Annotated in this window: 27 protein-coding genes; 13 read left to right on the top strand and 14 right to left on the bottom strand. The window is 70.9% G+C overall.

The genetic code is table 11. From position 1 onward, the window contains the following. Positions 1–14 precede the first annotated feature (14 nt). Entirely contained in the window at positions 15–689 is a 675-nt protein-coding gene (locus FR742_RS37365) for a FadR/GntR family transcriptional regulator (RefSeq protein WP_148035978.1), read from the top strand. 19 nt (positions 690–708) lie between these two features. On the opposite strand, the gene FR742_RS37360 is transcribed toward FR742_RS37365, so the two are convergent. Next, positions 709–1,527, bottom strand: a complete 819-nt coding sequence (locus FR742_RS37360) for an NAD(P)H-binding protein (RefSeq protein ID WP_148035977.1) — start codon at positions 1,525–1,527, stop codon at positions 709–711. Then, on the bottom strand, positions 1,524–1,811 hold the full coding sequence (locus tag FR742_RS37355) for an antibiotic biosynthesis monooxygenase (protein WP_148035976.1): 288 nt from the start codon (positions 1,809–1,811) through the stop codon (positions 1,524–1,526). The genes FR742_RS37360 and FR742_RS37355 overlap by 4 nt, the downstream gene beginning before the upstream one ends. Positions 1,812–1,872: 61 nt before the next feature. On the opposite strand from FR742_RS37355, the gene FR742_RS37350 reads away from it, so the two are divergent. Continuing rightward, complete coding sequence (locus FR742_RS37350) at positions 1,873–2,328, top strand: MarR family winged helix-turn-helix transcriptional regulator (RefSeq protein ID WP_148035975.1); 456 nt, start codon at positions 1,873–1,875, stop codon at positions 2,326–2,328. Here the strand turns inward: FR742_RS37350 and dnaN are convergent. The 3 genes from dnaN to FR742_RS37335 all read right to left on the bottom strand — a co-directional run bounded on the left by dnaN (position 2,311) and on the right by FR742_RS37335 (position 5,552). Then, positions 2,311–3,408, bottom strand: coding sequence for a DNA polymerase III subunit beta (gene dnaN, locus FR742_RS37345; RefSeq protein ID WP_148035974.1), 1,098 nt, complete (start codon positions 3,406–3,408; stop codon positions 2,311–2,313). The two genes, FR742_RS37350 and dnaN, sit on opposite strands and share 18 nt — an antisense overlap. A 63-nt stretch (positions 3,409–3,471) precedes the next feature. Beyond that, positions 3,472–4,122 carry a response regulator transcription factor gene (locus FR742_RS37340; RefSeq protein ID WP_148035973.1) on the bottom strand — a complete coding sequence of 217 codons (651 nt, stop codon included), beginning with the start codon at positions 4,120–4,122 and terminating at the stop codon, positions 3,472–3,474. After that, positions 4,122–5,552, bottom strand: a complete 1,431-nt coding sequence (locus FR742_RS37335; RefSeq protein WP_148035972.1) for a sensor histidine kinase — start codon at positions 5,550–5,552, stop codon at positions 4,122–4,124. The genes FR742_RS37340 and FR742_RS37335 overlap by 1 nt, the downstream gene beginning before the upstream one ends. Positions 5,553–5,662: 110 nt before the next feature. Between FR742_RS37335 and FR742_RS37330 the strand changes: the two genes are divergently transcribed. From FR742_RS37330 to FR742_RS46170, 7 genes are all read left to right on the top strand, one after another. Then, positions 5,663–6,568 carry an ABC transporter ATP-binding protein gene (locus FR742_RS37330; protein ID WP_148035971.1) on the top strand — a complete coding sequence of 302 codons (906 nt, stop codon included), beginning with the start codon at positions 5,663–5,665 and terminating at the stop codon, positions 6,566–6,568. Next, positions 6,565–7,299: an ABC transporter permease gene (locus FR742_RS37325; protein WP_148035970.1), complete on the top strand. Its 735-nt coding sequence runs from the start codon at positions 6,565–6,567 to the stop codon at positions 7,297–7,299. The genes FR742_RS37330 and FR742_RS37325 overlap by 4 nt, the downstream gene beginning before the upstream one ends. 9 nt (positions 7,300–7,308) lie before the next feature. After that, on the top strand, positions 7,309–8,028 hold the full coding sequence (locus FR742_RS37320) for a metallophosphoesterase (RefSeq protein ID WP_148035969.1): 720 nt from the start codon (positions 7,309–7,311) through the stop codon (positions 8,026–8,028). Positions 8,029–8,038: 10 nt separating this feature from the next. Continuing rightward, on the top strand, positions 8,039–8,518 hold the full coding sequence (gene soxR, locus FR742_RS37315; RefSeq protein WP_148035968.1) for a redox-sensitive transcriptional activator SoxR: 480 nt from the start codon (positions 8,039–8,041) through the stop codon (positions 8,516–8,518). A 120-nt stretch (positions 8,519–8,638) separates the two neighbouring features. After that, positions 8,639–9,121, top strand: coding sequence for a hypothetical protein (locus tag FR742_RS37310; protein ID WP_148035967.1), 483 nt, complete (start codon positions 8,639–8,641; stop codon positions 9,119–9,121). A gap of 30 nt (positions 9,122–9,151) precedes the next feature. After that, positions 9,152–13,444, top strand: a complete 4,293-nt coding sequence (locus FR742_RS37305) for a cation-transporting P-type ATPase (protein WP_148035966.1) — start codon at positions 9,152–9,154, stop codon at positions 13,442–13,444. Positions 13,445–13,544: 100 nt separating this feature from the next. Then, on the top strand, positions 13,545–13,670 hold the full coding sequence (locus FR742_RS46170; RefSeq protein ID WP_261808989.1) for a hypothetical protein: 126 nt from the start codon (positions 13,545–13,547) through the stop codon (positions 13,668–13,670). On the opposite strand, the gene FR742_RS37300 is transcribed toward FR742_RS46170, so the two are convergent. Next, a complete protein-coding gene (locus tag FR742_RS37300) occupies positions 13,667–17,212 on the bottom strand; it encodes a replicative DNA helicase (protein ID WP_222709253.1) in 3,546 nt (1,181 codons plus the stop codon). The two genes, FR742_RS46170 and FR742_RS37300, sit on opposite strands and share 4 nt — an antisense overlap. 282 nt (positions 17,213–17,494) lie before the next feature. Here FR742_RS37300 and FR742_RS37295 point away from each other — a divergent pair, with 282 nt between their 5' ends. Next, complete coding sequence (locus FR742_RS37295; protein ID WP_148035965.1) at positions 17,495–18,796, top strand: MATE family efflux transporter; 1,302 nt, start codon at positions 17,495–17,497, stop codon at positions 18,794–18,796. Positions 18,797–18,884: 88 nt separating this feature from the next. Continuing rightward, positions 18,885–20,354 carry an APC family permease gene (locus FR742_RS37290; RefSeq protein ID WP_261808988.1) on the top strand — a complete coding sequence of 490 codons (1,470 nt, stop codon included), beginning with the start codon at positions 18,885–18,887 and terminating at the stop codon, positions 20,352–20,354. Here FR742_RS37290 and FR742_RS37285 read toward each other — a convergent pair. The 7 genes from FR742_RS37285 to rpsF form a co-directional block, all read right to left on the bottom strand. Then, entirely contained in the window at positions 20,351–21,094 is a 744-nt protein-coding gene (locus tag FR742_RS37285; RefSeq protein WP_187281557.1) for an amino acid ABC transporter ATP-binding protein, read from the bottom strand. The genes FR742_RS37290 and FR742_RS37285 overlap by 4 nt on opposite strands. Continuing rightward, the gene (locus FR742_RS37280) at positions 21,091–21,939 is read right to left on the bottom strand and encodes an amino acid ABC transporter permease (protein WP_148035964.1); all 849 of its coding nucleotides are present in this window, start codon (positions 21,937–21,939) and stop codon (positions 21,091–21,093) included. The genes FR742_RS37285 and FR742_RS37280 overlap by 4 nt, the downstream gene beginning before the upstream one ends. Next, positions 21,936–22,802 carry an ABC transporter substrate-binding protein gene (locus FR742_RS37275; RefSeq protein WP_148035963.1) on the bottom strand — a complete coding sequence of 289 codons (867 nt, stop codon included), beginning with the start codon at positions 22,800–22,802 and terminating at the stop codon, positions 21,936–21,938. The genes FR742_RS37280 and FR742_RS37275 overlap by 4 nt, the downstream gene beginning before the upstream one ends. A 188-nt stretch (positions 22,803–22,990) precedes the next feature. Then, positions 22,991–23,437, bottom strand: a complete 447-nt coding sequence (gene rplI, locus FR742_RS37270; protein WP_148035962.1) for a 50S ribosomal protein L9 — start codon at positions 23,435–23,437, stop codon at positions 22,991–22,993. A 14-nt stretch (positions 23,438–23,451) separates the two neighbouring features. Next, complete coding sequence (rpsR, locus tag FR742_RS37265; RefSeq protein ID WP_020543048.1) at positions 23,452–23,688, bottom strand: 30S ribosomal protein S18; 237 nt, start codon at positions 23,686–23,688, stop codon at positions 23,452–23,454. Between the two features lie 66 nt (positions 23,689–23,754). After that, positions 23,755–24,315 (bottom strand): single-stranded DNA-binding protein, encoded by a 561-nt coding sequence (locus FR742_RS37260; protein WP_148035961.1) that lies wholly within the window; start codon positions 24,313–24,315, stop codon positions 23,755–23,757. A gap of 93 nt (positions 24,316–24,408) precedes the next feature. Continuing rightward, positions 24,409–24,699 carry a 30S ribosomal protein S6 gene (gene rpsF, locus FR742_RS37255; protein WP_148035960.1) on the bottom strand — a complete coding sequence of 97 codons (291 nt, stop codon included), beginning with the start codon at positions 24,697–24,699 and terminating at the stop codon, positions 24,409–24,411. A gap of 191 nt (positions 24,700–24,890) precedes the next feature. Between rpsF and FR742_RS37250 the strand changes: the two genes are divergently transcribed. Beyond that, entirely contained in the window at positions 24,891–25,202 is a 312-nt protein-coding gene (locus FR742_RS37250) for a hypothetical protein (RefSeq protein ID WP_148035959.1), read from the top strand. A gap of 44 nt (positions 25,203–25,246) precedes the next feature. Here FR742_RS37250 and FR742_RS37245 read toward each other — a convergent pair whose 3' ends face one another. Further along, the gene (locus tag FR742_RS37245; protein WP_148035958.1) at positions 25,247–25,426 is read right to left on the bottom strand and encodes a hypothetical protein; all 180 of its coding nucleotides are present in this window, start codon (positions 25,424–25,426) and stop codon (positions 25,247–25,249) included. A 72-nt stretch (positions 25,427–25,498) separates the two neighbouring features. On the opposite strand from FR742_RS37245, the gene FR742_RS37240 reads away from it, so the two are divergent. Beyond that, a complete protein-coding gene (locus tag FR742_RS37240; RefSeq protein ID WP_187281556.1) occupies positions 25,499–26,242 on the top strand; it encodes a deoxyribonuclease IV in 744 nt (247 codons plus the stop codon). Positions 26,243–26,260 lie beyond the last annotated feature (18 nt).

The following is a 26,260-nucleotide window of genomic DNA, read 5'->3' as shown; positions in this document are numbered from 1 at the left end:
AGAGGAGGCGGACTGTGAGTCTGCGTACGGCGCAGCGGGCTTCGCTCGTCGACCAGGTGATCGATCAGCTCAAGGAGCAGATCACCACAGGGTCGTGGCAGATGAACGGCAAGATCCCGACGGAGACCGTGCTCGCCGAGCAGCTCGGTGTCGGGCGCAACACCGTTCGGGAGGCCGTGCGCGCGCTCACCCATGCCGGCCTGCTGGAGTGCCGCCAGGGCGACGGCACCTACGTGCGCGCCACGAGCGAGCTCTCGGGGGCCATGCTCAGGCGCCTGCGTCAGGCCGAGCAGCTGGAGATCTTCGAGGTCCGCCGCGCGCTGGAGGTCGAGGCCGCCCGGCTGGCCGCCACCCGCCGCACCGACGAGGACATCGCGCTCATCGAGGCGGCGCTGGCCGAGCGCGACCACGCCTGGGAGCAGGACGACCCCGCCCGGTTCGTGGAGACCGACCTGGCCTTCCACATGGCCGTCGCCTACGCCACGCACAACCGGGTGCTCATCGACCTGTACGAAGACTTCTCCGCGGCGCTGCGGGCCAGCATCACCGCGGCCGGCACGTCGCTCAACAAGACCTACATCCCGCACGACGCGATCGCCCGCGCCATCGCCGCCGGCGACGCGTCCGCCGCCGAGCGCGCCGGACACGCGTGCATGGAACACATCCTCATCGCGCTCACCGAGGGCTGAGGCCGGCCCGAGGGCCGGGTCAGCCGCCGAGCCGGTCGGCGTGGTCGGCGGCGAACGCCTCGAACGCGCGGGCTTGGTGTCCCATCACCTCGGCGAAGTCACCGGTCGTGTAGTCCCCCCAGCCGCTCGCGTACGCGCGGGCGTACTCGACGTTGACCGCCGCGTCCCACTCCGGCAGCCCTGCCTGGATCATCGCCTGGCGCGCGTCCTCGGGGCCGACGGGCTGATAGCCGGCGCCGATCCTGGCGGCGGCCTCGCGCAGCGAGATGCTCTCCGGGCCGGTGATCGTGTAGGTCCTGCCGTGGTGTGGCCGCGCGTCGGCGAGCACGCGGGCGGCGAAGGCGGCGATGTCGCGCACGTCGATGAGGCCCATCCTGCCCTCACCCGTCGGGCCGTACAGCGTGCCGGCGTTGACCGACCCGAACAGGTTCTGCATGAAGAAGGCCGGCCGGATGACGGTCCAACTCAGCCCGGAGGCGGCCAGTTCGATGTCGGACAGCACGTGCAGGCGGCCGTTGCGGGTGGGTGCGTCGTGCCCGGCGCCGATGGCCGACATCCGCACCACGTGCCGCACCCCCGCCTCGCGGGCCGCCCACACGGCGTTGGAGCCGGCGTGCGGCGCGTCCGGCCCCATCGCGGTCAGCAGCCATACGGTTTCGACCCCCTTGAAGGCGTCTTCGAGCGTTTCCGGCCTGTGCAGGTCGCCCACCGCGACGTCCACCCCTCGCGGCGCCCGCGCCGGGTCACGGACGAGCACGCGCACGTCGTCGGTGCCGGGCAGGGCGCGCAGCAGCGCGCCGGAAACGGTGCCGGTGGCACCGGTTATCAGCAGAGTCATGTCAGCTCTCCTTCTTCGGTGGAGACCAGGTCGTCGATCAGATCGAAGAAGGCTCGGATGCCGGGCAGGTCGCCGCCCTTGGCGCGCGAGGCGGCCAGGTCGGCGGGGCTGCGCCACTCCACGATGTCCAGCCACTCTCCGCCGGGCAGCCGGACGAGGCGGGCGCCGAGGAAGCCGGTCCGGCCGGTCCGAAAGCCGGCCAGCATGCCGGGGCGGGCGGCCAGCAGTTCGCCGGTACGCTCCGGGGCCACACGGAATCTCGTCAGTTCCACTGTTGTGGTCATACCGGAAGCCTAATAGTAAGAATTAATGACCGTCAATATTGGTGACTAATTGGAGGATGGCATGCGCCGGAGCGAGCGCAAGAGAAACGAACCCGACCTCGGCATGCTGAGCGGCCGCACCCTCTTCAGCCTGCAGAAGGAGTTGTTCGCGGCGCTGGCCGAGCAGGGGCACCCGCGGCTGCGGCCGCGCCACGGCGCCGTGCTCGCGTACCTGGACGAGGAGGGCAGCCGGGCCACCGACCTCGCCGCCCGCTCGGGGCAGCACAAACAGGTCATCGGCACGCTCGTGGACGAGCTGGAGGAGCTCGGTTACGTGGAGCGGCGGCCCGACCCGGCCGACCGGCGGGCGAAGCTCATCGTGCCGACCGGCAGGGGCCTGGACCAGATGGCGCGTTCGGAGGAGATCCTGGCCGCCATCGAGGAGCGGCACGCCGAGGCGGCGGGCGCAGCCGACTACGCGACGTTCAAGCGGGTCTTCAGGCTGGTCGCCGAGCGCCAGTCAGGTCAGGCGGAGTGACATCACGAGATAGCGGAAGTCGGGGCCGGCGTCGCCGGGCACGTCCTGGATGAGGGCCGGCCGGGTCGTGGACTCCATGTTGATGCGGGCCAGCTCGGTCTCGATGCCGGTGAGCCCGTCGAGCAGGAACTGCGACTGGAACGCGATCTGGATGTCGTCGCCGCGCAGCTCGCAGTCAACCACCTCGGCGCCGCGGCCGATGTCGCCGCCGCCCGCCTGGATGAGCACCTGGCCCTGGCTGAACAACAGCCGGATCGCGGTGTTGCGCTCGGCCACCAGCGCCACCCGCTTGATGGCCGCCACGAACGGCGCCACCCGCACGTCGGCCCTGATCGACCACTGCGAGGTCAGCCTGCCCCGGTAGTCGATGAACTGCTCGTCGAGCAGCCGCACGGTGGTGCTGCGGCCCACGCTCTCGAACCCGGCCACCCCGTCGCCGAGCGCGACCTGCACCTCGCCGCCGCGCAGCGACCTGGCCACCTCCACCAGCACCCGGGCGGGCACCATGGCGGAGACGGCGGCGTCGGGGCTGACAGGCCGCCAGCCGAACTCGCGGGCGGCGATGCGGTAGCGGTCGGTGGCGGCCATCGTCACCGACTCGCCCTCCACGTCGACCCGGATGCCGGTGAGCATGGGCAGCGTGTCGTCGCGGCTCGCCGAGGGCGCCACCTGGCCGACGGCGGAGGCGAACACGCCACCGCCGATGGCGCCGATGGCGGGCGGCATCGTCGGCATGGTCGGGAAGTCTTCGACCGGCATGGTGATCAGGCCGAACTCGGCGCTGCCGCAGGTCAGCACCGCCTCCTGGCCCTCGGTGAGGATCTCCACGTCGTCTTCGGGCAGGCTCCGGCTGATCTCGGCGAGCAGCCGGCCGGGGATCAGCACGCGGCCGGACTCGGCCACGTCGGCGTCGACGGCGGCCCTGGCCGAGACGTCGTAGTCGAACGCGGACAGGCTCAGCTCCTCGCCCGCCTCCAGCAGCAGGCCGGACAGCACGGGGGTCACCGGGCGGCTGGGCAGAACCCTGGCGGCCCAGGCGACGGCGTCGGCCAGCACGTCACGGTTAACCCGGATCTTCACCTGATCGACCCTTTCTTCTCGGCATGCCCTTAGAAGGTATCCGAGGCCACCGACAAAGCCCGCCTAGCGGTTGTTGAGGTAGGCGAGGACCGCCAGCACCCGGCGGTTGTCGTCGTCGGACGGGGCCAGGCCGAGCTTGCCGAAGATGCCCGCCGTGTGCTTGGCCACGGCGCTCTCGCTCAGGTAGAGCCGCTGGGAGATGGCGGCGTTGGAGCGGCCCTCGGCCATCTGCTCCAGCACCTCGCGCTCGCGCGGGGTGAGCGCGGCCAGCGGCTCGTTCTTGGCGTTGCTGGCCAGCAGCTTGGAGATGACCTCGGGGTCCATCGCGGTGCCGCCCGCCGCGACCCGGCGCACCGCGTCGATGAACTGCTCGGCGTTGAACACCCGGTCCTTGAGCAGGTAGCCGATGCCGCCCGAGCCGTCGGCCAGCAGCTCGCGCGCGTAGAGCTGCTCGACGTGCTGCGACAGCACCAGGATCGGCAGCCCCGGCACCTTCTTGCGCGCCTCCAGCGACGCCTGGAGCCCCTCGTCGGTGAGCGTCGGCGGCAGCCGCACGTCCACCACGGACACGTCGGGACGGAGCTCCAGCAGGCCCTTCAGCAGCTCGGGGCCGCTCTCCACGGCGGCGACCACGTCGAACCCGTGGGCCTGCAGCAGGTGGACCAGCCCGTCTCTGAGCAGATAGAGGTCTTCGGCGACGAGCACCCTGTTCATCAGCAGAACCCTACGCCCTCAAGCGGGTTGCGGGGCGCCAAGGGGTGGTCCTTGTGGTGGGCCGGGATGGCGACCGCGGTCGCGTACATGGCCGTGCCGAGCAGGATCATGAAAGCGATGCAGGGCCACTGCCACGCATCGGGCAGGTGCAGCGCGAGGAACCAGGCCTTCTCGTCGAAGCCGACCAGTTTGAAGATGCCGGCCACGACGCCCTGTGGGAACAGCGGGCACCAGGCCGTCCCGTACAGGGCGATCACGGTGGCCAACTTCCAGCGAGGCAACTTGGCCACGTCTCCGGCCCAGTGCTGGGGCAGCACCTTCGGCAGCTCCAGGGTCACCGTCGTCGGCCCGCCCGCCGGGCTGTGGATCGCCATCACGCCGTCGAAGGCCGCCAGCCGGCGCTCGATCCCGGTCAGGCCGCTGCCCTTGGACGGGTCGGCGCCGCCCCATCCGTCGTCGGTGACCGTGATGCGCAGGTTGGCTCCGCTGGTGCTGATGTCGATCTCCACCGACTCGGCCCCGCCGTGCCGGGCGGCGTTGGACAGCAGCTCGCTGACCGCGAAGTACGCCGCCGCCTCGACCGGCGCCTCGGGCCGGTGCGTCAGCTCCACCTGGACCGACACCTTCAGGGCGCTGTCCATCGCCAGCGCCCGCACCGCGTCGCCGAGGCCGCGCTCGGCCAGCACCGGCGGGTGGATGCCGCGGATCACCCGGCGCAGCTCGGTGAGCGTCTCCGCCGACGCCTCCCGGGCCTTGGCCATCAGCGCCCTGGCCGCCTTCGGGTCGGACTCCATGAGCTGCTCGGCGGCCCCGATCGTCATGCCGAGCGCCACCAGTCTGGCCTGCGTGCCGTCGTGCAGGTCACGCTCGATCCTGCGCATCTCGGCGGCCTGCGTGTCGACGGCGAGGTTGCGTGCCCGGTTGAGACTGCTGAGCTGGCCGGCCATCCGGCTGGACGCGGTCGCAGCCAGCAGCAGCTCGCACCAGAGCCCGTACACGCGCAGCCCTCGGCCCGGCAGCAGGATCAGCAACGGCAGCAGCACCATCTTGACGCCCGGATCGAGCAGCAGCCAGAACCCGTCGCGCCAGGTCGCCGGGTCGGTGAGCATCCACTTCCAGCGGTCGTTCCAGGCCGGCATCCGGGGCGTCTTGTAGAGCGTGCGGTGCGACCGGTAGAGCCCGTCGGGCTGCCGCTGCGGAGGCGGCGGCTTCGGCAGGTACGGCGGCTCGATCACGATCCCGGACGAGGCGCGCACCAGGTAGCGCGCCATCCCGGTCACCCATCTGATCATCCGCACCTGCGGCGGGAACAGGAACACCATGCCCAGGCCGAAGCAGAGGACCAGACACAGGAACGTCGACACGAGCGTCAGGAGCTGCACGACGACGAGCGCGAGCAGCGCGAGGACGTGACCGATCTTCCGCACCATGACAACCAGTGTGCGCGATGGAGCGGGATGCGCACACTGCACCTAAGTACACCTATGCCCGGCAACCAGCTCGATTCCCCGGCAGAACCGGCGTCCCTAGCGTCGTAGACATGAACGTCATCGAGGTCAAGAACCTCCACAAGCGCTACAAGGACCACGTGGCGGTGGAAGACGTGTCGTTCGAGGTCCGGGCCGGTGAGATCTTCGGCATCCTCGGCCCGAACGGCGCGGGCAAGACCACCACCGTGGAGTGCGTGTCGGGCCTGCGCGTGCCCGACGGCGGCACCCTGCGCGTCGCCGGCATCGACCCTGTCCAGGACAGGGACGGGCTCCGGCGCGTGCTGGGCGTGCAGCTGCAGAGCTCCGCGCTGCCCGAGAAGATCAAGGTGTGGGAGGCGCTCGACCTGTACGCGTCCTTCTACCAGGACCCCGCCGACTGGCCGGAGCTGCTGGAGCGGGTCGGCCTGGGCGCCAAGCGCGACGCCATGTTCGGCAAGCTGTCCGGCGGCCAGCGCCAGCGGCTGTCCGTCGCCCTCGCGCTCGTCGGCAAGCCGCGCATCGCGGTGCTCGACGAGCTGACGACCGGGCTCGACCCGCAGGCCCGCCGCGACACCTGGGAGCTGGTCGAGCAGGTACGCGACTCCGGCGTGACGATCGTGCTCGTCACCCACTTCATGGAGGAGGCCGAGCGGCTCTGCGACCGGATCGCGCTCATCGACTCCGGCCGCGTCGCCGCTATCGACTCGCCCGCCGGGCTCGTCGCCCGGGTCGGCGGGGAGCAGAAGGTGCGGTTCAGGCCGTCCGCGCCCGTGGCCGACTCGGTGCTGACATCGCTGCCCGAGGTCAAGGAGATCAGCCGCACGGGCGACCAGGTGGTCGTCACCGGCATCGGCAACCTCGCCCCCGCCGTCACGCTCGCGCTCGCCGAGCAGCGGATCGTCCCCAACGACCTGCGGATCGAGCAGGCCACCCTGGACGACGCGTTCCTCGCACTCACCGGAAGGAAGCTGGCATGAAGAAGATCCTGCTCGTCGAGACCAAGCTGCTGGCGCGTGACTGGCTCGGCGTCGCGCTCTCGCTGGCGCTCCCGGTCGGCCTGCTGCTGGTCCTGGGGCAGATCCCCGACCTGCAGAAACCCGACCCGAACCTGGGCGGTCAGCGGTTCGTCGACGCCCAGCTGCCGGCCCAGATGATCCTGCTCGCCCTGCTGACGACCGCTTTCACCATCCTGCCCGGCGCCATGGCCACGTATCGGGAGCAGGGCGTGCTGCGCCGGATGTCCACCACGCCGACGCACCCGGCGCGGCTGCTCGGCGCGCAGCTCCTGCTCAACCTGATCATCGCGCTGTGCAGCGCCGTGGTGGTGATCGTCGCCGGGTGGCTGGTGTTCGGCTCGCAGATCCCCGGGCAGCTCTTCGGGTTCCTGCTGGCGTACCTGCTCGGCGCCGCCGCGATGCTGGCGCTCGGCCTGGTGATCGCCGCCATCGCGCCGAACAGCAAGACCGCGCCCGGCATCGGGTCGGTGGCGATGTTCCCGCTGCTGTTCGTGGCCGGCATGTGGATCCCGCGCGAGATCATGCCCGACACGCTGCGCACGATCAGCGACTTCTCCGTGGTCGGGCCGTTCGTCAACGCCATGCGCGACACCTGGGCGGGCGACTGGCCGCAACTGCCGCACCTGGCCGTCATGGTCGGCGGACTGGTGCTGTTCAGCGGGCTCGCCGTGCGCCTGTTCAAGTGGGAGTAGTTTGTTCCCATGGTGGCCTTCGCACAGATCAGCGACATCCACATCGGCGGCTCGCCGGCCAGCGAGGAGCGAGCCGCCGCCGTCCTGCGTCATGTCGACTCCCTCGGCCTCGACGCGATCCTGGTCACCGGCGACATCGCCGACCACGCCCTGCCGGAGGAGTACGACACCGCCGCCGCGCTGATGCGCGTCGGCACCCCGCTGATCGTCTGCCCGGGCAACCACGACTCGGTGCCCGAGTTCGACAAGCGGATCGGGCCGGCCAACCAGGTGCTCAGGCTCGACGCGGTGACGCTCGCGCTGGCCGACTCCAGCGTCCCGGGCGAGGCGTACGGGTTCCTCGCCGACGAGACGCTGGCCTGGCTCGACGAGGTGCTGTCCGAGCGGCCGGGGGTGCCGGCCTTCGTGGGCCTGCACCATCCGCCCGTCCCGCTCGGCATCCCGTACGTGGACAGGATCGCCCTGCGTGAGCCGGAGCGGCTCGCAGACGTGCTGGCCCGCCACCCGCACGTGACGGCGGTGCTGGCCGGGCACGCGCACACCGCCGTCCAGGCCCGGTTCGCCGGGCTGCCGCTCGTCGTCGCGCCCGGCGTCGTCTCGACCTGCCTGACGAGCGTGGAGACCGCCGACACGTTCCCTGTCTCGTACGAGCTGCCACCCGCGTTCGCGCTGCACCTGTTCGACGGCGGGAACCTGGTCACCCACTTCAGGCCGGTCGTCCTCAAGTAATGTCGAGGTCGTGACCAAGGTTGCCTGGAACTCCAAGGAGCTGACCGTGGGCCAGCTCGCCGAGCGCAGCGGCGTCGCCGTCTCGGCCCTGCACTTCTACGAGGCCAAGGGTCTCATCGCCAGCCGGCGCACGGCCGGCAACCAGCGCCGCTACACCCGCGACACCCTGCGCAGGGTCGCGTTCATCCGGCTCTCCCAGCGCCTCGGCATCCCGCTCAAGACCATCAAGGACGCCCTCACCGAGCTGCCCGAGGGCCGCACCCCCACCAGGGACGACTGGGCCCGGCTGTCGGCCGCCTGGCGCGGCGAGCTCGACGACCGCATCGAGCAGCTCCAGCGGCTCCGCGACGACCTCACCGACTGCATCGGCTGCGGCTGCCTCTCGCTCGACCGCTGTGTGCTCGCCAACCCCCATGACCGGCTCGGCACCGAAGGGCCGGGCGCCCGGCGCATCGACACCCGGATCTGTCCCCCCAGCACCTGCCGCTAGCCCGGCCGGGGACGATACGGCAGGGGACGGCAAAAAGGTCAAATACCTCCTGTCCGGATTATGGGGTGAGGCCGAGGAGAAAAACCGAGAGGTACCGGCATTCGCGCCCAAGGAGGAGTCATGGCTGATACCCAGACGCAGCCGTCCACAGCCCAGGACAAGAAGGTCACGCTGGACCTGCCCATGATGTCCATCCAGCTCCACAAGCCCGACATGAAGCTGCCGCACGTCCCGATGCCGCACATCAGCAAGCAGGAGATGGGCCACGCGGTCGACGTCGCCAAGTCGATCCTGCCGCCGCCGGAGCGCGTCGCCTACTACGGGGCGCTCGGCGCGCTCGCGGTGTTCGGCGTCGTCGAATGGCCCGTGGCGGCCGCCATCGGCGTGGGCACCGTCATCGCCCAGCGCGCCCGCGGGAACGGCAACGGCAAGCCCACCTCGGCCCGCAAGCCCGAGAAGCCCAAGCAGAACGAGATGGAGACGAGGCAGAAGACGGCGAGCAAGGCGGCCGAGGCCGCCACCGCGAAGAACAAGGCCGCGGCAGTCAAGAACGCCTTGACCCGGCAGAAGGAAGCGGTCGAGCGCACCCGTCCGAGCAAATAGGCCGAACCAGCCGAGAGAACAGGGGGCGGCATGCCGGCGTTCGGCCTGTTCTCCGCTGACACCTTGCTGGACCTCCTTCCTGAGCCGGTACGCGGCCTCGTCCCGCGCCCCCGCCGGGTGCGGGCGTGCCCCGGCGGGACCCGCGTGGAGCTGCGCCACCTGGGCGGGCCGGGAACGGAGGGGCGCGTCCGCGAGCTGGAAGGGCGGCTGCTGGCCCGCGGCGCGCGTCGCGCCGAGGTGAACGGGACGCTCGGCTGCGTGTTCGTCGACTGCCCGCCTGGCGGCGAACTGGACGAGCTCATCGAGCTCATCGAGGAGCACGACACCGAGGGCCCGCCCCCCGCCCGGGTGCTCGACGGTGCGGAGCAGCAGGCCAAGGCCGCCGTGAGCCTCGGGCTCAACCTCGTCGGCGCCGCCCTGGCGCTGACCGGCCAGGTCGCCCGCGTCCCCCGGCTGTCCGACGCGGTGCCCAGCTTCGCCGCGCTGGCCGACGAGATCCCCCGGGTGCGCCTGGAGCTGGAGCGGCGCCTCGGCGCGTCGGCCACCGACGCGATACTCGGCACGACCAGGATCGTCGCCAACGCGCTGGCCGCGCGACCCGTGACGCTGCTCGTCGACTCCGCCGCCGCCGCGGGCCGGTACGCCGCCGCGCACACCGGCCGCCGCGCCTGGGAACGGCGCGAAACGGCGCTCGCCGGCCACGACGGCTCCTACCGGCACATCAGGACCGAGGAGTCCGAACGGCCAGCCCCGCTGCCCCGCGGCCCGCTCGAACGCTACGCCGACCTCGCGGGCCCCGGCGCGCTGGCCGCGCACGGCGTGACCACGTTCCTCACCCGCGACCACCGGCGCGGGCTTCCCCTGCTCATCTCCGGCACGCCCAAGGCCGGCCGGCTCGCCAGGGACGGCTACGTCAGCGCGATCATGGCCGCTCTGGCCAGGCGCGACGCGATGGTGCTCGACCGCCGGGCGTTGTCCCGCATGGACCGCGTCGACACCGTCGTCTTCGACGCCGCCGTGCTCACCTCCGGCCGGTGGGCGATCGAGAGCGTGCTCCCCCTCGTACCCGACGTGGACCTGGACGAGCTGCACGCCTGCCTCTACACGCTGCTCGACCTCAGCGACCCGGACGCGCGGCGCGAGCAGGACGGCTGGACCGCCGCCCCCGCCGGCCTGGACGTCGCCCGCTCGGAGTGGGTCGACCAGGGCATCCGCCCCGTCACCGTCTCGAAGGACGGCGCGGAGGTCGCGCTGGTCGGGCTGGCCAGGGAGCCGCATCCGATGGCCGAGGCGCTGGTCTCCGCGGCCAGGAGCGCCGGCACCGTGATCATCGCCGGCGACGAGGACGGCCTCGCCCTCCGGCTCGGCGTCGATCCGTCCCCAGGGTCAGAGCCGGCTGAGCTGGTGCGCGAGCTGCAGGCTGACGGGCACGGCGTCGCCGTGGTCTCGCGGCGCGCGCGGCGCGCGCTCCGCGGGGCCGACCTGGGCATCGGCGTGCTGGAACCGTCCAGGCGCTTCCCCTGGGACGCCGACGTGGTGGGCGGGCTGGACGCGGCGCACCTGGTGCTGCGGTCCCTGCCGGTCGCCAGGAAGGTGAGCACCCGAGGCGTGTGGCTCGCCGCCTCCGGCGCGGTCGCGGGCTCGGGGCTGGCGTTCATCGGCCCGGAGGCGGCCGCCCCCCGGCGTGCCAGTTGGGTGCGGGACGCCGTGTCGGCGGTCGCGCTGGTCTTCGGCTACTGGTCGGGCCGCGCCACCGGGCGCGGCACTCCGCCCGTCCAGGCCGACCCCACGCCCTGGCACGCCATGGCCATACCCGACGTGCTCGCCCGGCTCGACACCTCACGCAAGGGACTGACCGAGGAGGAGGCCGCCCGCCGCAGGACCCCGCCCGCCGCGACGGAGGAGGCGCCGGAGTCCCTGGCCGGCGCGGCGGTCCGGGAGCTCGCCAACCCGCTGACACCGGTGCTCGCCGCCGGCGCGGGCGTGTCGGCCGCCGTCGGCTCGGTCCTGGACGCCGGGCTCATCGGCGGCGTGATGCTCATCGACGCCCTCCTGGGCGGCGCCCAGCGGACCGGCGCCGACCGGGCGCTCAACCGCCTCTCCGAGATCACCGCGGTCACCGTGCGCGTGCGCCGGCCCGGCGGCACGGTCGACTGCGACGCCGGCGTCCTCGTCCCGGGAGACGTGATCGAGCTGCGCGCGGGCGACGCCGTGCCGGCGGACGCCAGGTTGATCAAGGCGTCGGGGCTGGAGCTCGACGAGTCCACGCTCACCGGCGAGTCGCAGCTCGTCACCAAGACCATCAGCCCCACGGCGGCGCCCGCCGTCGCCGAACGCAGCTCGATGGTGTATCTGGGCACCACCGTCGCGGCGGGCAGCGGCCGCGCCGTGGTCGTCGCCACCGGCGAACGCACCGAGGCCGGCCGGACCGCCGCGCTCGCCGCCCTGGAGCCGCCACCGAGCGGCGTGGAGCTGCGGCTGCGCGAGCTGAGCCGCAGGATCCTGCCGGCCGCCGTCGGCTCCGGCGTGGTGCTGATGGGCATCGACCTGCTCCGCGGCTCGCCGCTGGCCACCGCGCTCGGGCCCGCCGTGAGCATGATGGTGGCCGCGGTGCCCGAAGGCCTGCCGTTCGTCGCCACCATCGCCGAACTCGCCTCCGCCAAGCGGCTCTCGCAGCGCAACACGCTGGTACGCAACCCGTCCACGATCGAGGCGCTGGGCAGGGTCGGCGTGCTCTGCTTCGACAAGACCGGCACCCTCACCGAAGGCCACATCAGCCTCGGCCGGGTGTCGGACGGATGGCACCAGAGGTCGCCTGAGGAGCTGACCGGCGAGATGCGGGCCCTCGTCGGCGCGGCGCTGCGCGCGGGGCCCAAGTTCGGCGACGACCGCAGGATCGCCCACCCCACCGACCGGGCCGTCATCGAAGGCGCGAACGCGCTCGGCATCACCCTCGACGAGGGCCTGAAGTCCTGGAAACGCGTCGACGAACTGCACTTCGAGCCCGCCCGCGGCTACCACGCCGTGCTCGGCACCTCCGGTCCCGGACACCTGCTCAGCGTCAAGGGCGCCCCCGAGGTCGTGCTCGGCCGCTGCTCCACCGTCCTGCGCGACGGCCACCACGTCCCGCTGGACGACCGGATCAGGCTGGAGCTGGGACAGGAGGTGGAGCGGCTGGCCCGGCAGGGCTACCGCGTGCTCGCCGTCGCTGAGCGGTCCGCCTCCAGCCGCGCCGACCTGGACGAGTCCCGCATCGAACGGCTGTGCTTCCTCGGCTACCTCGGCCTGGCCGACCCCATCAGGCCCACGGCCAAGGCGAGCGTCCGGCAGCTCATCGGCGCGGGCGTCCGGGTCATCATGATCACCGGCGATCACCCCAGCACCGCCGAGGCCATCGCCGCCGAGCTGGACGCGATCAACGGCCGGCGGATCATGACAGGGCCCGAGATCGACGCGCTCGACGACGAGCGGCTCGGCGAGGTGCTCTCCGACGTGGCCGTCTTCGCCAGGACCACCCCGGAGCACAAGGCACGCATCGTGACCGTCCTGCGCGACACCGGCAAGGTCGTCGCCGTGACCGGCGACGGCGCCAACGACGTGCCGGCCATCCGCCTCGCCGACGTGGGCGTCGCGCTCGGCTCCACGGCCACCCCGGCCGCCCGGTCGGCCGCCGACATCGTCGTCCTGGACAACCGCATCGAGACCATCATCGACGCGATCGTCGAGGGCCGCGCCATGTGGGGGTCCGTACGCGACGCGCTGGGGATCCTGCTCGGCGGCAACGTCGGCGAGATCGCCTTCACCCTCGGGTCGAGCCTGCTGACCCGGCGCAGCGCGCTGAACGCCCGCCAGCTGCTGCTGGTCAACCTCCTGACCGACATGCTGCCCGCACTGGCCGTGGCCGTGCGGCCGCCCAGCGCCGCCAGCCCGGAGAAACTGCTGGCCGAGGGGCCGGAGGCCTCGCTCGGCACCGCGCTCACCCGCGAGATCTACCTGCGCGCCGTCACGACCGCGGCGGCGGCCGCCGCCGCGTGGCTGCTGGCCAGGATGGGCGGCACCCGCGGGCGCGCCGACACCGTCGGGCTCATCGGCCTGGTCGCCGCCCAGCTCCTGCAGACCCTGGCGCTCGGCCGGCGGGACCGCCTGGTCGTGGCGGCGTCCGTGTCGTCGCTGGCCGCCCTCTTCGTGGTCGTGTCGGTGCCTGGCCTCAGCCAGGTCTTCGGCTGCCGCCCGGTCGGCCCCATCGGCTGGGGGATCGGGCTCACCAGCGCGGCCGCGGCCACGCTGGCCGCCGTCGCGGTCGAGAGCCTCGGTATCAGATAGACATCGATCGTTCACCTTCCGGTCACTCGGACTACAGCTCCCGGCGTGTTTTGTGGTTAATTATGCGAGGAAAGACACACTCGTCCCCGCGAGGTACCTAATGTCCGAATTCTTGGCGTCCCTGCTGGCCAAGGCGGCGGTCATGCTGCTCGAAGCCCTCATCATGCGCCTCGTCCAGTCGATCGTCACGTCGCTCGTGAGCCCTGCCGGAGTGCGCCTGGCCTAGTGTTGCGCCATGTCGACGAAGCGGCTGTAGTGGCCCTGGAAGGCCACGGTCACGGTCGCCGTCGGCCCGTTACGATGCTTCGCCACGATCAGGTCGGCCTCGCCCGCCCGTGGCGACTCCCTCTCGTAAGCGTCCTCACGGTGCAGCAGGATCACCATGTCGGCGTCCTGCTCGATGGAGTTGTGCAGGCTGATCCCGTTCGCGATGAAGTTGTGCGTGCCCAGCACCGTGGCGTCGAAGACCGGCTGCTCGCCCAACGACTCGACCGAGGCGATCTCATCCCAGAAGACGTCGTTGGTGGCCAGCAGTTCGAGGTCCGAGGCGTCCAGGACTGCGGCGACCCGTCCGAGGCGCTCCCGGCTCGGCGCGTGTTTCCAGAGCGTGGTCCCGCAATAGCTCGTCCCCATGCCGGCGGCGAACTCACGCTGTGACATACCTCGTTCCACCAGCGCTGTGCGGACGCGCATCCAAACCTCCTTCGGCACCGTGTCGATGTTGGTGTTACCGGTGATCAGCCGTAGGCGCCCGGCGCACTGACGCGCAGCCGTCTCGCGCCCGCCGTGGACACCGATCTCGTCGAGGAAACGCAGCTGGTTCTCCGCTCCGTAGACGAACAGCTGGTAAGAAGGGCGGTGATCGCCCTTGCGGGACTCCTTCACCCGAGTCATCACGTTGAACCGCAGCAGGAGCCGCGCCACGTCGTCCACCAGGCGCCTGCTGGTGGACGCGTAGTAGATGCGCGCCTGCCCGGCCTTCTCGTCCCACCACACGCACCCGTCGGTGGCCCACAGATGCCTGAGGAAGAGCGCGGCCTGCCGCTTCGGCAGCGCGAACAGGCCGTCCGGCATGAACTTCTCATGACTGCGCAGACCGAACAGGCCCAGCCCGCCGAGCCAGGCGGCGATGGGATTCCGCTTGCCATGGGTCAGCCGATACGGCGCGGGCAGCCGCAGGGAGGTGCACCGAGCCGCGGCGTGCTCGTCCCGCACGGCGGTGATGTGGAAACGCCGGGCGGCCGCCTCCGTGACGACGGCCAGGTTCGCCTCGTCGGTGCTGCTGTAGCGGATCGGCTGCCCGCGTACGAACGAGCCGTCGCCGATCAAATGGGCGAGCAGGACCAACTCGTCCTCGTCCCAAGACTCGACGTCCAAGGGAGCGGGGACGTGTCGCGGCACGGCCACCCGCGCCCCGGCGGCGAGATCCGCCAGGGGACGCCAGCCGTCGTAGGTGAGGAACGGGTGGCTGGCCGTCGCCTCCACCTCTCTGCCTGACCGGAGCCGGACCCGGTAGACCTCCCTGACCCCGCTCGGGAAGACGTGCGTCATCGTCCGGGGCACGAGCTTCAGCCGGTCGTCGAGGGACCAGACCGGGATGTCGCGCGCACCCGATTCGAGCAGATCTCCCAGCGAGACCTCGGCGCCCGTGTCGGCCCGCATGACGCGGGTGGCGGCGGTCAGGCAACCGGACTCACGCAGGTCGCTCACCTGGGGGCGCTTGTCCGTGCGTTGTTCGGGGCCTCGGTTGAGCTGGGAGATGGCGATGACGGGGACCTCCAGCTCCTTGGCCAGCAGCTTGATGGCACGGGAGATCTCCGACACTTCGTTCTGACGGCTCTCGGTCTTCTTCGGCGAGCTCATCAGCTGCAGATAGTCGATGACCACGAACCGCAGGTCGTTGCGCTGCTTGAGGCGGCGGCACTTGGCCCGGATCTCCATCATCGACATGTTGGGCGAGTCGTCGATGAACAGCGGCGCCTCCGCCACCTCGCTCATCCGCCGCGCCAGGCGCGTCCAGTCGTCGTCGGTCATCATGCCCGAGCGCATGGCGTGCAGCGCCACCCGCGCCTCGGCCGACAGCAGTCGCATGGTGATCTCGTTGCGCGACATCTCCAGCGAGAAGATGACGGTCGACATGCCGTGCTTGATCGCCGCCGACCGGGCGAAGTCCAGGCCGAGCGTGCTGTTGTGGGTCGGGATCCAGGACCGGCTCGCCAGGTAGAGGTGGTCGGCGTTGTCGACCTGCACGCAGCGTACGGGCCTGGACGGGACGGGGCGCACGTCCACGATGTGGCGGACCGAGGCCGTCAGGTCGGCGCCGCCGCCCTGCCCGACGGCCTTCCCGGGGAGCCGGAAGACCTGGTCAGGCGTGGTGAAGCCGATCACGTAGGTGGATGACGCCTTCATCCGCTCGGTGCGGACGGTCGGCTGGTAACCGAGGCTCAGGATCAGCTCGCGCGCGTCGCGGGCGAGACGCCGGTACGTCACGGCGAGCCGGATCCGGCCCGCGGCGTCGACGCGTCCGCCGGAGTCGAGCAGCCCTGCCAGCAGGGCGCGGCGCTGCCGCTCCGACGCGCGCAGGTAGCTCACGGGGATGTGCCTGTCGTCCAGGACGCCGAGGGAGCGCAGGACACCCTGGAGGCTGGGACTCACGCTCGCGCCGCGGCCGTCGCCCAGCCAGACCCCGAGGGCGTAGGGCGGCAGGGGAAGGTCCGCCTCCTCCCCCTGGAGAGCCGCGGCCACCTCGACGGCGTGGTGGGGCCGCTGATCGGCGGGACACCGCAGGGTGGCGGCGATCTCCTCCGTGGTCACGACCGAGCGGACGGCCGCGCGCGTGCCCCCCTCTCCGCCAGGTCGGGAGAGCGATCGGCGGGAGGCGCGGGTCGTGGTGCGCCACTGATGGCCGGCGTCGGCCACGATCACCGTGCCGTCGCTGAACTCCAGCTCGTAGCAGGGCCTGCCGTGCATCACCTCGGTGGCCGCGACGACGCGGGTCGGCCTGCCGTCGGCGCCGATCAGGTGGTCGCCGACCCGGACCTCGCCCATCGTGGTCCAGCCCGTCGGCGTGGGCAGGGGGGTGTCGAGGGCGAGAGCCTTCCCGATGGCCGGTCGGGCGGCGACGACGATCATCTGGCCCGGGTGGAGGCCGTTGGTGAGCTGGTCGAGGTCGGCGAAGCCGGTCGGGACGCCGACCATCTGACCGCCGCGGCTGCCGATGGCCTCCAGCTCGTCGAGGGCGCCGGGCATGATGTCGGCCAGGGCCGCGTAGTCTTCGGACGTGCGGCGCTCGGTGACCTTGTAGATCTCGGCCTGGGCGCGGTCGACGAGGTCGTCGACCTCTTCGTTCTGGCCGCCGTAGCCGTAGGAGACGATGCGGGTGCCGGCCTCGATGAGGCGGCGCAGCACCGCCTGCTCGCGGACGATCTTTGCGTAGAAGTCGGCGTTGGCGGCGGTCGGGACGACGGCCGTGAGGGTGTGGAGGTAGGCGGCGCCGCCCACGCGGGCCATCTCGCCGCGTTTCTGCAGCTCGGCGAAGACCGTGACCGCGTCGGCCGGCTCACCGCGCCCGTAGAGGTCGGTGATGATGTCGAAGACCATCTGGTGGGCGGGGCGGTAGAAGTCGTCGGAGCGGATGATCTCGATGACGTCGGCGATCGCGTCCTTCGACAGCAGCATGCCGCCCAGCACCGACTGCTCCGCCTCGATGTTGTTGGGCGGTGTGCGCTCGAACCCCGGGCCCGCACCGATCTCTTCGTCAATGCTCACCGCGCCCCCTCAACTGCTCGCAGCGGTCGAGCCACCCCCAGTTGTAGCCGACCGGTCTGACAGTTTCGCGGCTCTGCGGCCCATCAGCAACGCGGCCTGTGGACAAGGTTGTGGTCAAGCTGTGTACGCAGCCCGCTCAGGGTGTGAAAGGCCTGTGGACGAGCCTGGGGATAACTGTGGACATCATCATCCACATGCCCTCCGACCTGCGGATACGATGTCCACCGGCTGTGGAGGGAAGAAAGTTGGCAACCTGCGTCCCGTAAGGGGCATAATCGATGAATGCCCATTACGCCCCAGGATAGGGAGATATTGCGGCTGGCCGTGCCCGCATTCGGCGCGCTGGTGGCCGAGCCGCTCTTCCTGCTCTCCGACTACGCGATCGTGGGCCACGGGCTGGGCACCACCGCGGTGGGCGCGCTGGGCGTGGCAGGCACGGTCCTGACGACGCTGGTGAACCTCTGCGTGTTCCTCGCGTACGGCACGACCGCGTCGGTGGCGCGGCAGACCGGGGCGGGCCACCACGAGCGGGCGATGCGCCACGGCGTGGACGGCATCTGGCTGGCGCTCGGCATCGGCGCGGCGCTGATCGCGGTCATGTGGCCGCTCGCGCCGCCGGTGGTGGACCTGTTCGGCGCCGCCCCGGACCAGGCCGAGCAGGCCGTGACGTACCTGCGGATCAGCCTGCTGGGCACCCCGGGCATGCTGGTGGTGCTGGCCGGTACGGGAGTGCTGCGCGGCCTCCAGGACACCGTGACGCCGCTGGTGGTGGCGGTCGGCTCGTTCGCGCTCAACGCGGTGCTGAACGCCTGGTTCGTGCTGGGCCTGGACTGGGGCATCGCCGGGTCGGCGTGGGGCACCGTGCTGGCGCAGACGCTCGGCGCGGCCGTGTACGTGGCGGTCGTGGTCAAGGGCGCGCGGCGGCTGCGCGTCCCCCTGCGTCCGGACCCGGCGGGGGTGCGGCAGGCGGGCACGGCCGGGTTCGCGCTCCTGGTCAGGACCGTGTGCCTGCGGGTGGTGCTGGTGGTCGCCATGGTGATCGCCACCAGGATGGGGCAGGCCGAGCTGGCCGCGTACGCGATCGCCACGCAGGTGTGGACGATGCTGGCGTTCGCGCTGGACGCCATCGCCATCGCGGGGCAGGCGATCACCGGGCGGGCGCTCGGCGCCGGGGACGTCGAGGCCACCCGGCGGGCCACGCGGCGGATGGTGACGTGGGGCGTCTGGTCGGGTGCGGTGCTGGGGCTGCTGGTGCTGGCGGCGCGGCCGCTGCTGCCGGGCCTGTTCGACGCCGACCCGCAGGTGACCGAACAGCTGCTCGCCGTCCTCTGGCCGGTGGCGCTGTTCCAGCCGATCTGCGGGGTGGTGTTCGTGCTCGACGGCGTGCTGATCGGCGCGGGTGACCAGCGTTATCTGGCGTGGGCGGGAGTGTGGACGACGCTGGCGTACCTGCCCGCCGCCGCCCTCGCGTCCGGGATGGACATCGTGGCCCTGTGGTGCGCGCTCGGGGTGTGGATGGTGGCCAGGCTCGTCACCCTGGCCCGTCGCGCCGCCGGCTCCGCCTGGCTGGTGGTCGGGGCTTAGCACCGTGACGCTTCCGTGCTTGCTGTGGCCGGAAGTGGTGAGGCACTGTGGGCGGGTCTCATGAGCGGGGTGTGTCACTTTGTCCGCAATGATGCGACGGCTGCCACCAGCCGAGGCGACCGGCCTCCGCACCGGCGCGCGCCATGCGCTGGCCCAGGTGTACCGGACCTCCGACCTCGTGGTGCTCGGACTCGGCGTGATGATCGGCGCCGGGATCTTCAGCATCGCCGGGCAGATGGCGGCGACGAAGGCCGGTCCCGGCGTCATCCTGTCCTTCATGATCGCGGGCATCGCCTGCCTGCTGGCCTGCCTGTGCTACGCCGAGCTGTCGTCGACGATGCCGACCTCCGGCAGCGCCTACACCTTCACCTACGTCATCTTCGGCGAGATCTGGGCGTGGATCATCGGCTGGGCGCTGATCCTGGAGCTGCAGCTGGCCGCGGCCGTGGTGTCGCGGGCGTGGGCGCAGATCACCGTGGGCGCCATCGGCAACTTCGGCGTGCGGGTCCCCCGGCCCGAGGTGGTCGAGAACGTCCTCGTCCTGGTCATCCTGGTGCTGCTGACCGGGGTCGTGGCGGCCGGCGCGCGGATCGGCCTGCGCGCGCTCTGGGTGATGGTGACGGCCAAGCTGCTGGCCATCGGCGCGGTCATCGTGGTCGGCGCGACGTACGTGGACGTGGCGAACTTCGGCGACTTCCACGCCGAGCCGCAGCCGGTCACCACGCCGACGGCGACCGTGCTGGACCTGTTCGTCGGCCAGGGCCAGACGTTCGGCTGGTCAGGCGTGTTCGCCGCCGCCCCGGTGATCGCGTTCGCCTACATCGGGTTCGACATCGTCGCGACCGCGGCCGAGGAGACGGTGAACCCGCGCACGGTGGTGCCGAAGGGCATGATCCGCAGCCTGGTCGTGGCCACGGTGATCTACATCGCGGTGGCCGCCGTCATGGTGGGGATGGTCCCGTACACGAGCATCGCGGTGGAGGCGCCGCTGGCGAGCGCGTTCCAGGCGGTGGGCGCCGGGTGGATGACGCACGTCATCGACGTGGGCGCGGTGCTCGGGCTGACCACGGTGATCCTGGTGCTGCTCGTGGGGCAGACCCGGGTGCTGTTCTCGATGGCGCGCGACGGGCTCATCCCGCGCCGGTTGGCGGTGATCAGCCGGGCCTACCACACGCCGTCGCGGGTGACGCTGGTGATCGGCGCGGTCGCGATCGTGCTGGCCGAGTTCGTGCCCGTGCTCACGATGCAGGAACTCGTCGTCATGGGGACGCTGTTCGCGTTCATGTTCGTGGCGGCCGGGGTGATCGTGATGCGGCGCAGGATGCCGGAGCTGGAGCGCGGCTTCCGGGTGCCGCTGTCGCCGCTGCTGCCGATCCTGTCGCTGGTCGCCACGTTCTGGCTGATGGTGAACCTGCAGGTGCACACCTGGGCGTGGTTCGCCCTGTGGATGGCCTTCGGGGTGCTGGTCTACCTCGGGTACGGCAGACGCCGCAGCCTGCTGGCCGACCCCGGCCGGGCCGCCGCGGCGACACCCGGACGGGGCAGGCACCGGCGTTAGAAGCGGCCCGACTCCAGCACGCTGCCCAGGAAGGCGCGGGTGCGGTCGTGCTCCGGCTCGGTGAAGATCTTCTCCGGCGGACCCTTCTCCAGCAGCACGCCGCCGTCGAGGAAGCACACGGTGTCGGAGATGTCGCGGCAGAAGGACATCTCGTGCGTCGTCAGGATCATCGTCATGCCCGACTCCTTGAGCTCCCTGATGACGGCGAGCACCTCGACGACCAGCATGGGGTCGAGCGCGGAGGTGACCTCGTCCAGCAGCATCACCCGCGGCTTGGTGGCCAGGGCCCTGATGATGGCCACCCGCTGCTGCTGGCCGCCGGAGAGCCGGTCCGGGTAGGCCCCGGCCTTGTCCGCCAGCCCGAACCTCCGCAGCAGCTCGTGCGCCTCCTCCTCGGCCTGCGCGCGGCCGACCCGGTGGACCTGGCGCGGGGCCAGGGTGATGTTGTCCATCACGGTCATGTGCGGGAACAGGTTGAACGCCTGGAACACGGTGCCCAGGCGCTTGCGCACCGCGTCGACGTCGGCCCGCGGGTCGGTGATCTCCTCGCCGTCGAGATGGATGGTGCCGTCGTCGGCCGTCTCCAGCAGGTTGACGCAGCGCAGCAGCGTCGACTTGCCCGAGCCGGACGCGCCGATCAGGCTCACCACCTCGTGCTGCTCGACCTCCAGGTCGATGCCGCGCAGCACGACGTTGCCGCCGAAGCTTTTCCACAGGTTGTGGATGGTCAGCACGCTCATGAGCCCTGCCTCTTACGCGCCTTCGCCGACAGGTGGTCGGTGTACCGGGCCAGCGGAATCGTCAGCAGGATGAACAGCAGCGACGCCACCAGATAAGGGGTGTAGTTGAACGTCTGCGAGGCGATGATCTGGGCCTGCCGGAGCACCTCCACCAGGCCGATCGTGGACACGAGCGCGGTGTCCTTCTGCAGCGAGATGAAGTCGTTCAGCAGCGGCACCACCACCCGGCGCGCGGCCTGCGGCAGCACCACGAACCGCAGGGTCTTGCCGTGGCTCAGGCCCAGCGAGCGCGCCGCCGCCACCTGGCTGGGGTGGATCGACTCGATGCCCGACCTGAACACCTCCGCGACGTACGCACCGTACGAGAGCGTCAGGGCGATGACGCCGAGAGTGACCAGGTCGTTCGGGATGCCTTGCAGCTTCAGGGCGGGGAGCCCGAAGCCGACCATGAGGATGACCAACAGGGTGGGCACACCGCGGAAGGCGTCCACGTAGAACGTGGCCAGTGCCCTGAGCGGGAAGAGCGCGGGGTTCTTGGTGCCGCGGACCAGCGCCACGAGCAGGCCCACGACCAGGATCAACGGCTCGGCGATCAGGAAGATCTTGATGTTGATCAGGAAGCCCTCGGCCACCGCCGGCGCCGACCTGAGGAACATCTCCGGGTCGAAGAACGTCTCCTGCACCCGGGGCCACCCCGGCGAGTTGATGACCACCACGACGACCAGGGCGACGAACAGGATCGTGGAGATCGTCGCGACCGAGGCCGTGCGGCGGCCCTGTGACGCGAGAACCCGCTCGCGTTCGCGCTGGCGTTCGCTCTTGACCCAGACCGGGTCGGCGGTCACTTCAGCTCCGGCGCGCCCGCGGCCTCGCTCAGCCACTGCTGCTCGATCTTGTCCAGGTCACCGTTGGACTTGAGCTTGTCGACGGCCTTGTCGACGCAGGACTTCAGCCCGCTGCCCTTCTCCATGACCAGCCCGAACTCCTCCGGGGTCTCGCCGGTCGAGCCGAACTGGCCGACGATCTTGGAGCCCTCGACCTGCGCCGCCGTCACGTAGAAGGCCGTCGGCAGGTCGAGCACCAGAGCGTCGATCTGCCCGTTCTTCAGCGCGTTGATGGAGTCGATCTGCTCGTTGTAGACGTTCGGCTCCGCGGTGGGCTGGATCACGCTCTTGACCGCGTCCAGCGCGGTGGTGCCGACCTGCACGCCGATCTTGGCGTCCTTGAGCTCTGCCAGCGAGGCGGCGCCGGCGAACTCGCCGTCGCCCAGCGTCACCACGGACTGCTTGACCGTGTAGTAGCCGTTGCTGAAGTCGACGGCCTTGGCCCGGTCGGGCGTGATCGAGACCTGGTTGATGTCGAAGTCGAACCGCTTCTCGCCCGGGGCGAACGCGGTGTCGAACTTGACCGTCTCCCACTGCACCTCGTCGCGGTCGAAGCCCAGCTCCCCCGCGACCGCGTACGCGACGGCGCTCTCGAACCCCTGGCCGTTGGCCGGGTCGTCGTCCTTGAACCACGGCTCGAAGGCGGGCTTGTCGGTGCCGATGGTCAGCTTGCCCTGGTTGACGAGCGTGAGCTGGTCCTTGGTGCACGCCGTGGACGAGGTGGGAGAGGCCGCCGCCGTCGTCGCCGTTTCGTCGACGGGCGCGCAGGCGACGGTCGCGGCCGCCAGCGCACCGAGCGCGATCAGCATCGAAGGACGGGCCATGGGGAGCCTCCAGGGGGAACGCGAGAGGAAGAACGTGAGAATTCTACGCGGCCACGGCGGGGATCAGGTCCCCCACCTGCGCGTACGGGCCGCCAAGCGGCGACCCCGTGAGCACCGGCCCTGGCCGCGGCAAAAGGCAGGCCCCCTTCCCGCGGACGGGAAGGGGGCCGTGAGGCCGGGGCCTGGTGTCAGCCCGCGACGACCTCGACGTCGACGGACGCCGAGACCTCGGGGTGCAGCTTGACGGTGACCTTGTGGGCGCCGGTGCTCTTGATCGGGTTGACGATCTCGATGCGACGGCGGTCGAGGATCGGGCCGCCGGCGGCCTTCACGGCGTCGGCGATGTCGCCCGTGGTGACCGAGCCGAACAGCCGGCCGGACTCGCCGGCGCGGGTGGCCAGGCGCACGCGCAGGGCGCCGAGCTGGCCGGCGACCTCCTTGGCGGTGCCGAGGTCGCGGATCTCGCGGGCGTCGCGCGCCTTCCTGATGGACTCGATCTGGCGCTCGGCGCCACGGGTCCAGCGCATGGCGTAGCCGCGCGGGATGAGGTAGTTACGGCCGTAGCCGTCCTTGACCTCGACGATGTCACCGGGGGTGCCGAGGCCGGAGACCTCGTGGGTGAGGATGAGCTTCATGTCGACAGACCTCCTTAGCGCGCGGTGCTCGTGTAGGGCAGCAGAGCCACCTCACGGGCGTTCTTGATCGCGGTCGCCACGTCGCGCTGGTGCTGGGTGCAGTTGCCCGTCACCCGGCGCGCACGGATCTTGCCGCGGTCGGAGATGAACTTCCGCAGCAGCGCCGTGTCCTTGTAGTCGACGTAGGAGATCTTGTCGTGGCAGAACAGGCAAACCTTCTTCTTGGGCTTGCGCAGTGCCGGCTTGGCCATCGTGGTGCTCCTCTCAGAGCCCCGCTGTCAGAAGCGGGAATGGACTCGGACTGGATTTCTGGTGGGTTAGAAAGGCGGTTCGTCGCTGAAGTCGCCACCGCCGCCGAAGCCGCCGGAGGAGGACCCGCCGCCCTGCTGCTGGCCGCCGCCCTGGTAGCCGCCGCCACCGCCGAAGCCGCCGCCCTGGGGCGGGGCGGGCGTGGCGGACGCCCAGGGGTCGTCGGCCGGGCCGCCGCCGAAGCCGCCGCCGCCACCCTGCCGGGAGGTGCGGTTGACCTTGGCGGTGGCGTTGCGCAGGGACGGGCCGACCTCGTCGACCTCGACCTCGTAGACGGTGCGCTTCTCGCCTTCCTTGGTCTCGTAGGAGCGCTGCTTGAGCCGCCCCTGGACGATGACCCGCATCCCGCGCTGGAGGCTCTCGGCGGCGTTCTCCGCCGCCTGGCGCCACACGTTGCAGGTGAGGAAGAGGCTCTCGCCGTCCTTCCACTCGTTGGTCTGGCGGTCCATAAAGCGCGGAGTGGACGCGATGCGGAACCGGGCCACCGCTTGCCCCGTCGGGGTGAAGCGCAGCTCGGGGTCGTCGACGAGGTTGCCGACGAGGGTGATTACGGTGTCGCCTGCTGCCATGGCTTGCGCTCGCCTTCCTGCACGTCTTCGCTTGGGATTACGGCTCAGACTACGGTCGCGGCCCGACAAAAAGCCGGGCTACGAGCGGCTCCTTCAGTGGTTGTCCGGACGCAGGACCTTGGTGCGCAGAATGCCCTCGTTGAGGTTCATCTGCCGGTCGAGCTCCTTGACCGTGGCCGGCTCGGCGGACAGGTCGATGACGGCGTAGATGCCTTCGGACTTCTTGTCGATGTCGTAGGCGAGACGGCGACGGCCCCAGACGTCGACCTTCTCCACGGTGCCGCCGTCGTTGCGGACCACGGTGAGGAACTGGTCGAGGGACGGTGCCACGGTGCGCTCATCGAGCGAAGGGTCCAGAATGACCATTACTTCGTAACGACGCATGCGGGACTCCTACCTCCTCTGGACTGTTGCGGTCACGACGCTCTGCCGTGACAGGAGGACGCTGACGTCTGACCCGGACGCCCCCTTCGGCGCTCCGGGGTGACGGGTCTCCCATCACAACGCAGCCTGACCAGGTTACCAGCAGCCCGCTGATGGGAAAGCCTGTCAGAAAGCCAAGGAGGTGCTCCGCAGTGCCACACTTCCTCCAGCCCGCCCAGACCGAGCGGTTCCGGCTCACGCTCAACACCGACGGCCGCCGGCATCCGGTGGAGAACACCCTCGCCGTGGCCGCGGTGGTGTGCGGGCTCGTCGCGTTCGCATCCCTGTTCTTCCCTGGCGGGCACGTCGTCGCTTCCTGGGCGGGCACGCTCGGTCTCGGCATCGGCTTCTACTCGCAGTACGTCTCGGTGACCACGCCGCAGCGTTCGCTCAACATCGTCGGCATGGTGTCCGCGTTCGTCGGCGTCGCGCTCGGCATCGCGGGCGGCGGCTACCTTCCGTAAAGCGAACGGCCCGGGCCGGAGCCGGGGCCGTTCGGTGATATCGGTCATCCTCCGATGTGCAGGTCCACGCCGAGCAGGACCAGGAACCAGAGGAAGATGGCGAGCAGCGCCTCGGCGACGTCCCTCAGGACGGCCGGGGTGATGTAGTCGTACACCCACGCCACGTAGATGCCGATGATCACGTAGACGAGCAGGATCAACGACCGCCAGCGCCAGCGGGTCATATCGTCTCCTCGGGTAGGGGGTGCAAGGCGACTGCCCCGCCGCAGGTCAGTCAAACGGATAGGCTCCATGACATGGTGCGCATCGGAGCTCACGTCCACCAGGACGACATCACGGCCCACGCCGAGGCCGTCGGCGCCGAGGTCGTGCAGTTCTTCCTCGGCAACCCCCAGGGCTACAAGAAGCCCGTGCTGCCCGCCCAGCCGGTCGAGGGCGTCGACATCTACATCCACGCCCCCTATCTGGTCAACGTCGCCACGACCAACAACCGGATCAGGATCCCCAGCCGCAAGCTGCTCGCCCAGCACCTGGAGGCGGCGGCGAGCATCGGCGCCAAGGGCCTGATCGTGCACGGCGGCCACCTCGGCAAGGACGAGGACCCTCAGGTCGGCTTCGACAACTGGCGCAAGGTGTTCGAGCGCATGGAGTGCCCGATCCCGGTGCTGATCGAGAACACCGCGGGCGGCGACAACGCGATGGCCCGCAGGCTGGAGAGCATCGCCCGGCTGTGGGACGCGCTCGACGGCTTCGACGTCGGGTTCTGCCTCGACACGTGCCACGCGCACGCGGGCGGCGAGGAGCTGCTCGGGCTGGTCGACCGGGTCAAGGCGATCACCGGCCGGATCGACCTGGTCCATTGCAACGACTCCCGCGACGACTTCGGCTCGGGCGCCGACCGTCACGCCAACATCGGCAACGGGCGGATCGACCCGGAGGTGATCCTGGAGGTGTGCCGGATGGCCGGGGCCCCGGTCGTGGTGGAGACTCCGGCGGAGGGCCAGGCGGACGACATCGCGTTCCTGAGGAAGAATCTGTAGACGATGTACACAACCTGT

This window comes from Nonomuraea sp. C10 (genome assembly GCF_008017515.1).
Classification (GTDB): Bacteria; Actinomycetota; Actinomycetes; order Streptosporangiales; family Streptosporangiaceae; genus Nonomuraea; species Nonomuraea ferruginea.
Note: the sequence above shows the minus strand (reverse complement) of the source record. Positions and strands in the feature narration are given on the sequence as shown.

Coding starts and splice junctions, on each gene's coding strand:
- FR742_RS37245 (WP_148035958.1), bottom strand. CDS start 25,426: ATGACCCGCTGGCGCTGGCGGTCGTTGATCCTGCTCGTCTACGTGATC.
- FR742_RS37275 (WP_148035963.1), bottom strand. CDS start 22,802: ATGGCCCGTCCTTCGATGCTGATCGCGCTCGGTGCGCTGGCGGCCGCG.
- FR742_RS46170 (WP_261808989.1), top strand. CDS start 13,545: ATGTCCGAATTCTTGGCGTCCCTGCTGGCCAAGGCGGCGGTCATGCTG.
- rpsR (WP_020543048.1), bottom strand. CDS start 23,688: ATGGCCAAGCCGGCACTGCGCAAGCCCAAGAAGAAGGTTTGCCTGTTC.
- FR742_RS37320 (WP_148035969.1), top strand. CDS start 7,309: ATGGTGGCCTTCGCACAGATCAGCGACATCCACATCGGCGGCTCGCCG.
- FR742_RS37310 (WP_148035967.1), top strand. CDS start 8,639: ATGGCTGATACCCAGACGCAGCCGTCCACAGCCCAGGACAAGAAGGTC.
- FR742_RS37285 (WP_187281557.1), bottom strand. CDS start 21,094: ATGAGCGTGCTGACCATCCACAACCTGTGGAAAAGCTTCGGCGGCAAC.
- FR742_RS37260 (WP_148035961.1), bottom strand. CDS start 24,315: ATGGCAGCAGGCGACACCGTAATCACCCTCGTCGGCAACCTCGTCGAC.
- FR742_RS37330 (WP_148035971.1), top strand. CDS start 5,663: ATGAACGTCATCGAGGTCAAGAACCTCCACAAGCGCTACAAGGACCAC.
- FR742_RS37340 (WP_148035973.1), bottom strand. CDS start 4,122: ATGAACAGGGTGCTCGTCGCCGAAGACCTCTATCTGCTCAGAGACGGG.
- FR742_RS37360 (WP_148035977.1), bottom strand. CDS start 1,527: ATGACTCTGCTGATAACCGGTGCCACCGGCACCGTTTCCGGCGCGCTG.
- FR742_RS37335 (WP_148035972.1), bottom strand. CDS start 5,552: ATGGTGCGGAAGATCGGTCACGTCCTCGCGCTGCTCGCGCTCGTCGTC.
- FR742_RS37305 (WP_148035966.1), top strand. CDS start 9,152: ATGCCGGCGTTCGGCCTGTTCTCCGCTGACACCTTGCTGGACCTCCTT.
- FR742_RS37325 (WP_148035970.1), top strand. CDS start 6,565: ATGAAGAAGATCCTGCTCGTCGAGACCAAGCTGCTGGCGCGTGACTGG.
- FR742_RS37295 (WP_148035965.1), top strand. CDS start 17,495: ATGCCCATTACGCCCCAGGATAGGGAGATATTGCGGCTGGCCGTGCCC.
- FR742_RS37355 (WP_148035976.1), bottom strand. CDS start 1,811: ATGACCACAACAGTGGAACTGACGAGATTCCGTGTGGCCCCGGAGCGT.
- FR742_RS37350 (WP_148035975.1), top strand. CDS start 1,873: ATGCGCCGGAGCGAGCGCAAGAGAAACGAACCCGACCTCGGCATGCTG.
- rpsF (WP_148035960.1), bottom strand. CDS start 24,699: ATGCGTCGTTACGAAGTAATGGTCATTCTGGACCCTTCGCTCGATGAG.
- FR742_RS37290 (WP_261808988.1), top strand. CDS start 18,885: ATGATGCGACGGCTGCCACCAGCCGAGGCGACCGGCCTCCGCACCGGC.
- FR742_RS37240 (WP_187281556.1), top strand. CDS start 25,499: ATGGTGCGCATCGGAGCTCACGTCCACCAGGACGACATCACGGCCCAC.
- rplI (WP_148035962.1), bottom strand. CDS start 23,437: ATGAAGCTCATCCTCACCCACGAGGTCTCCGGCCTCGGCACCCCCGGT.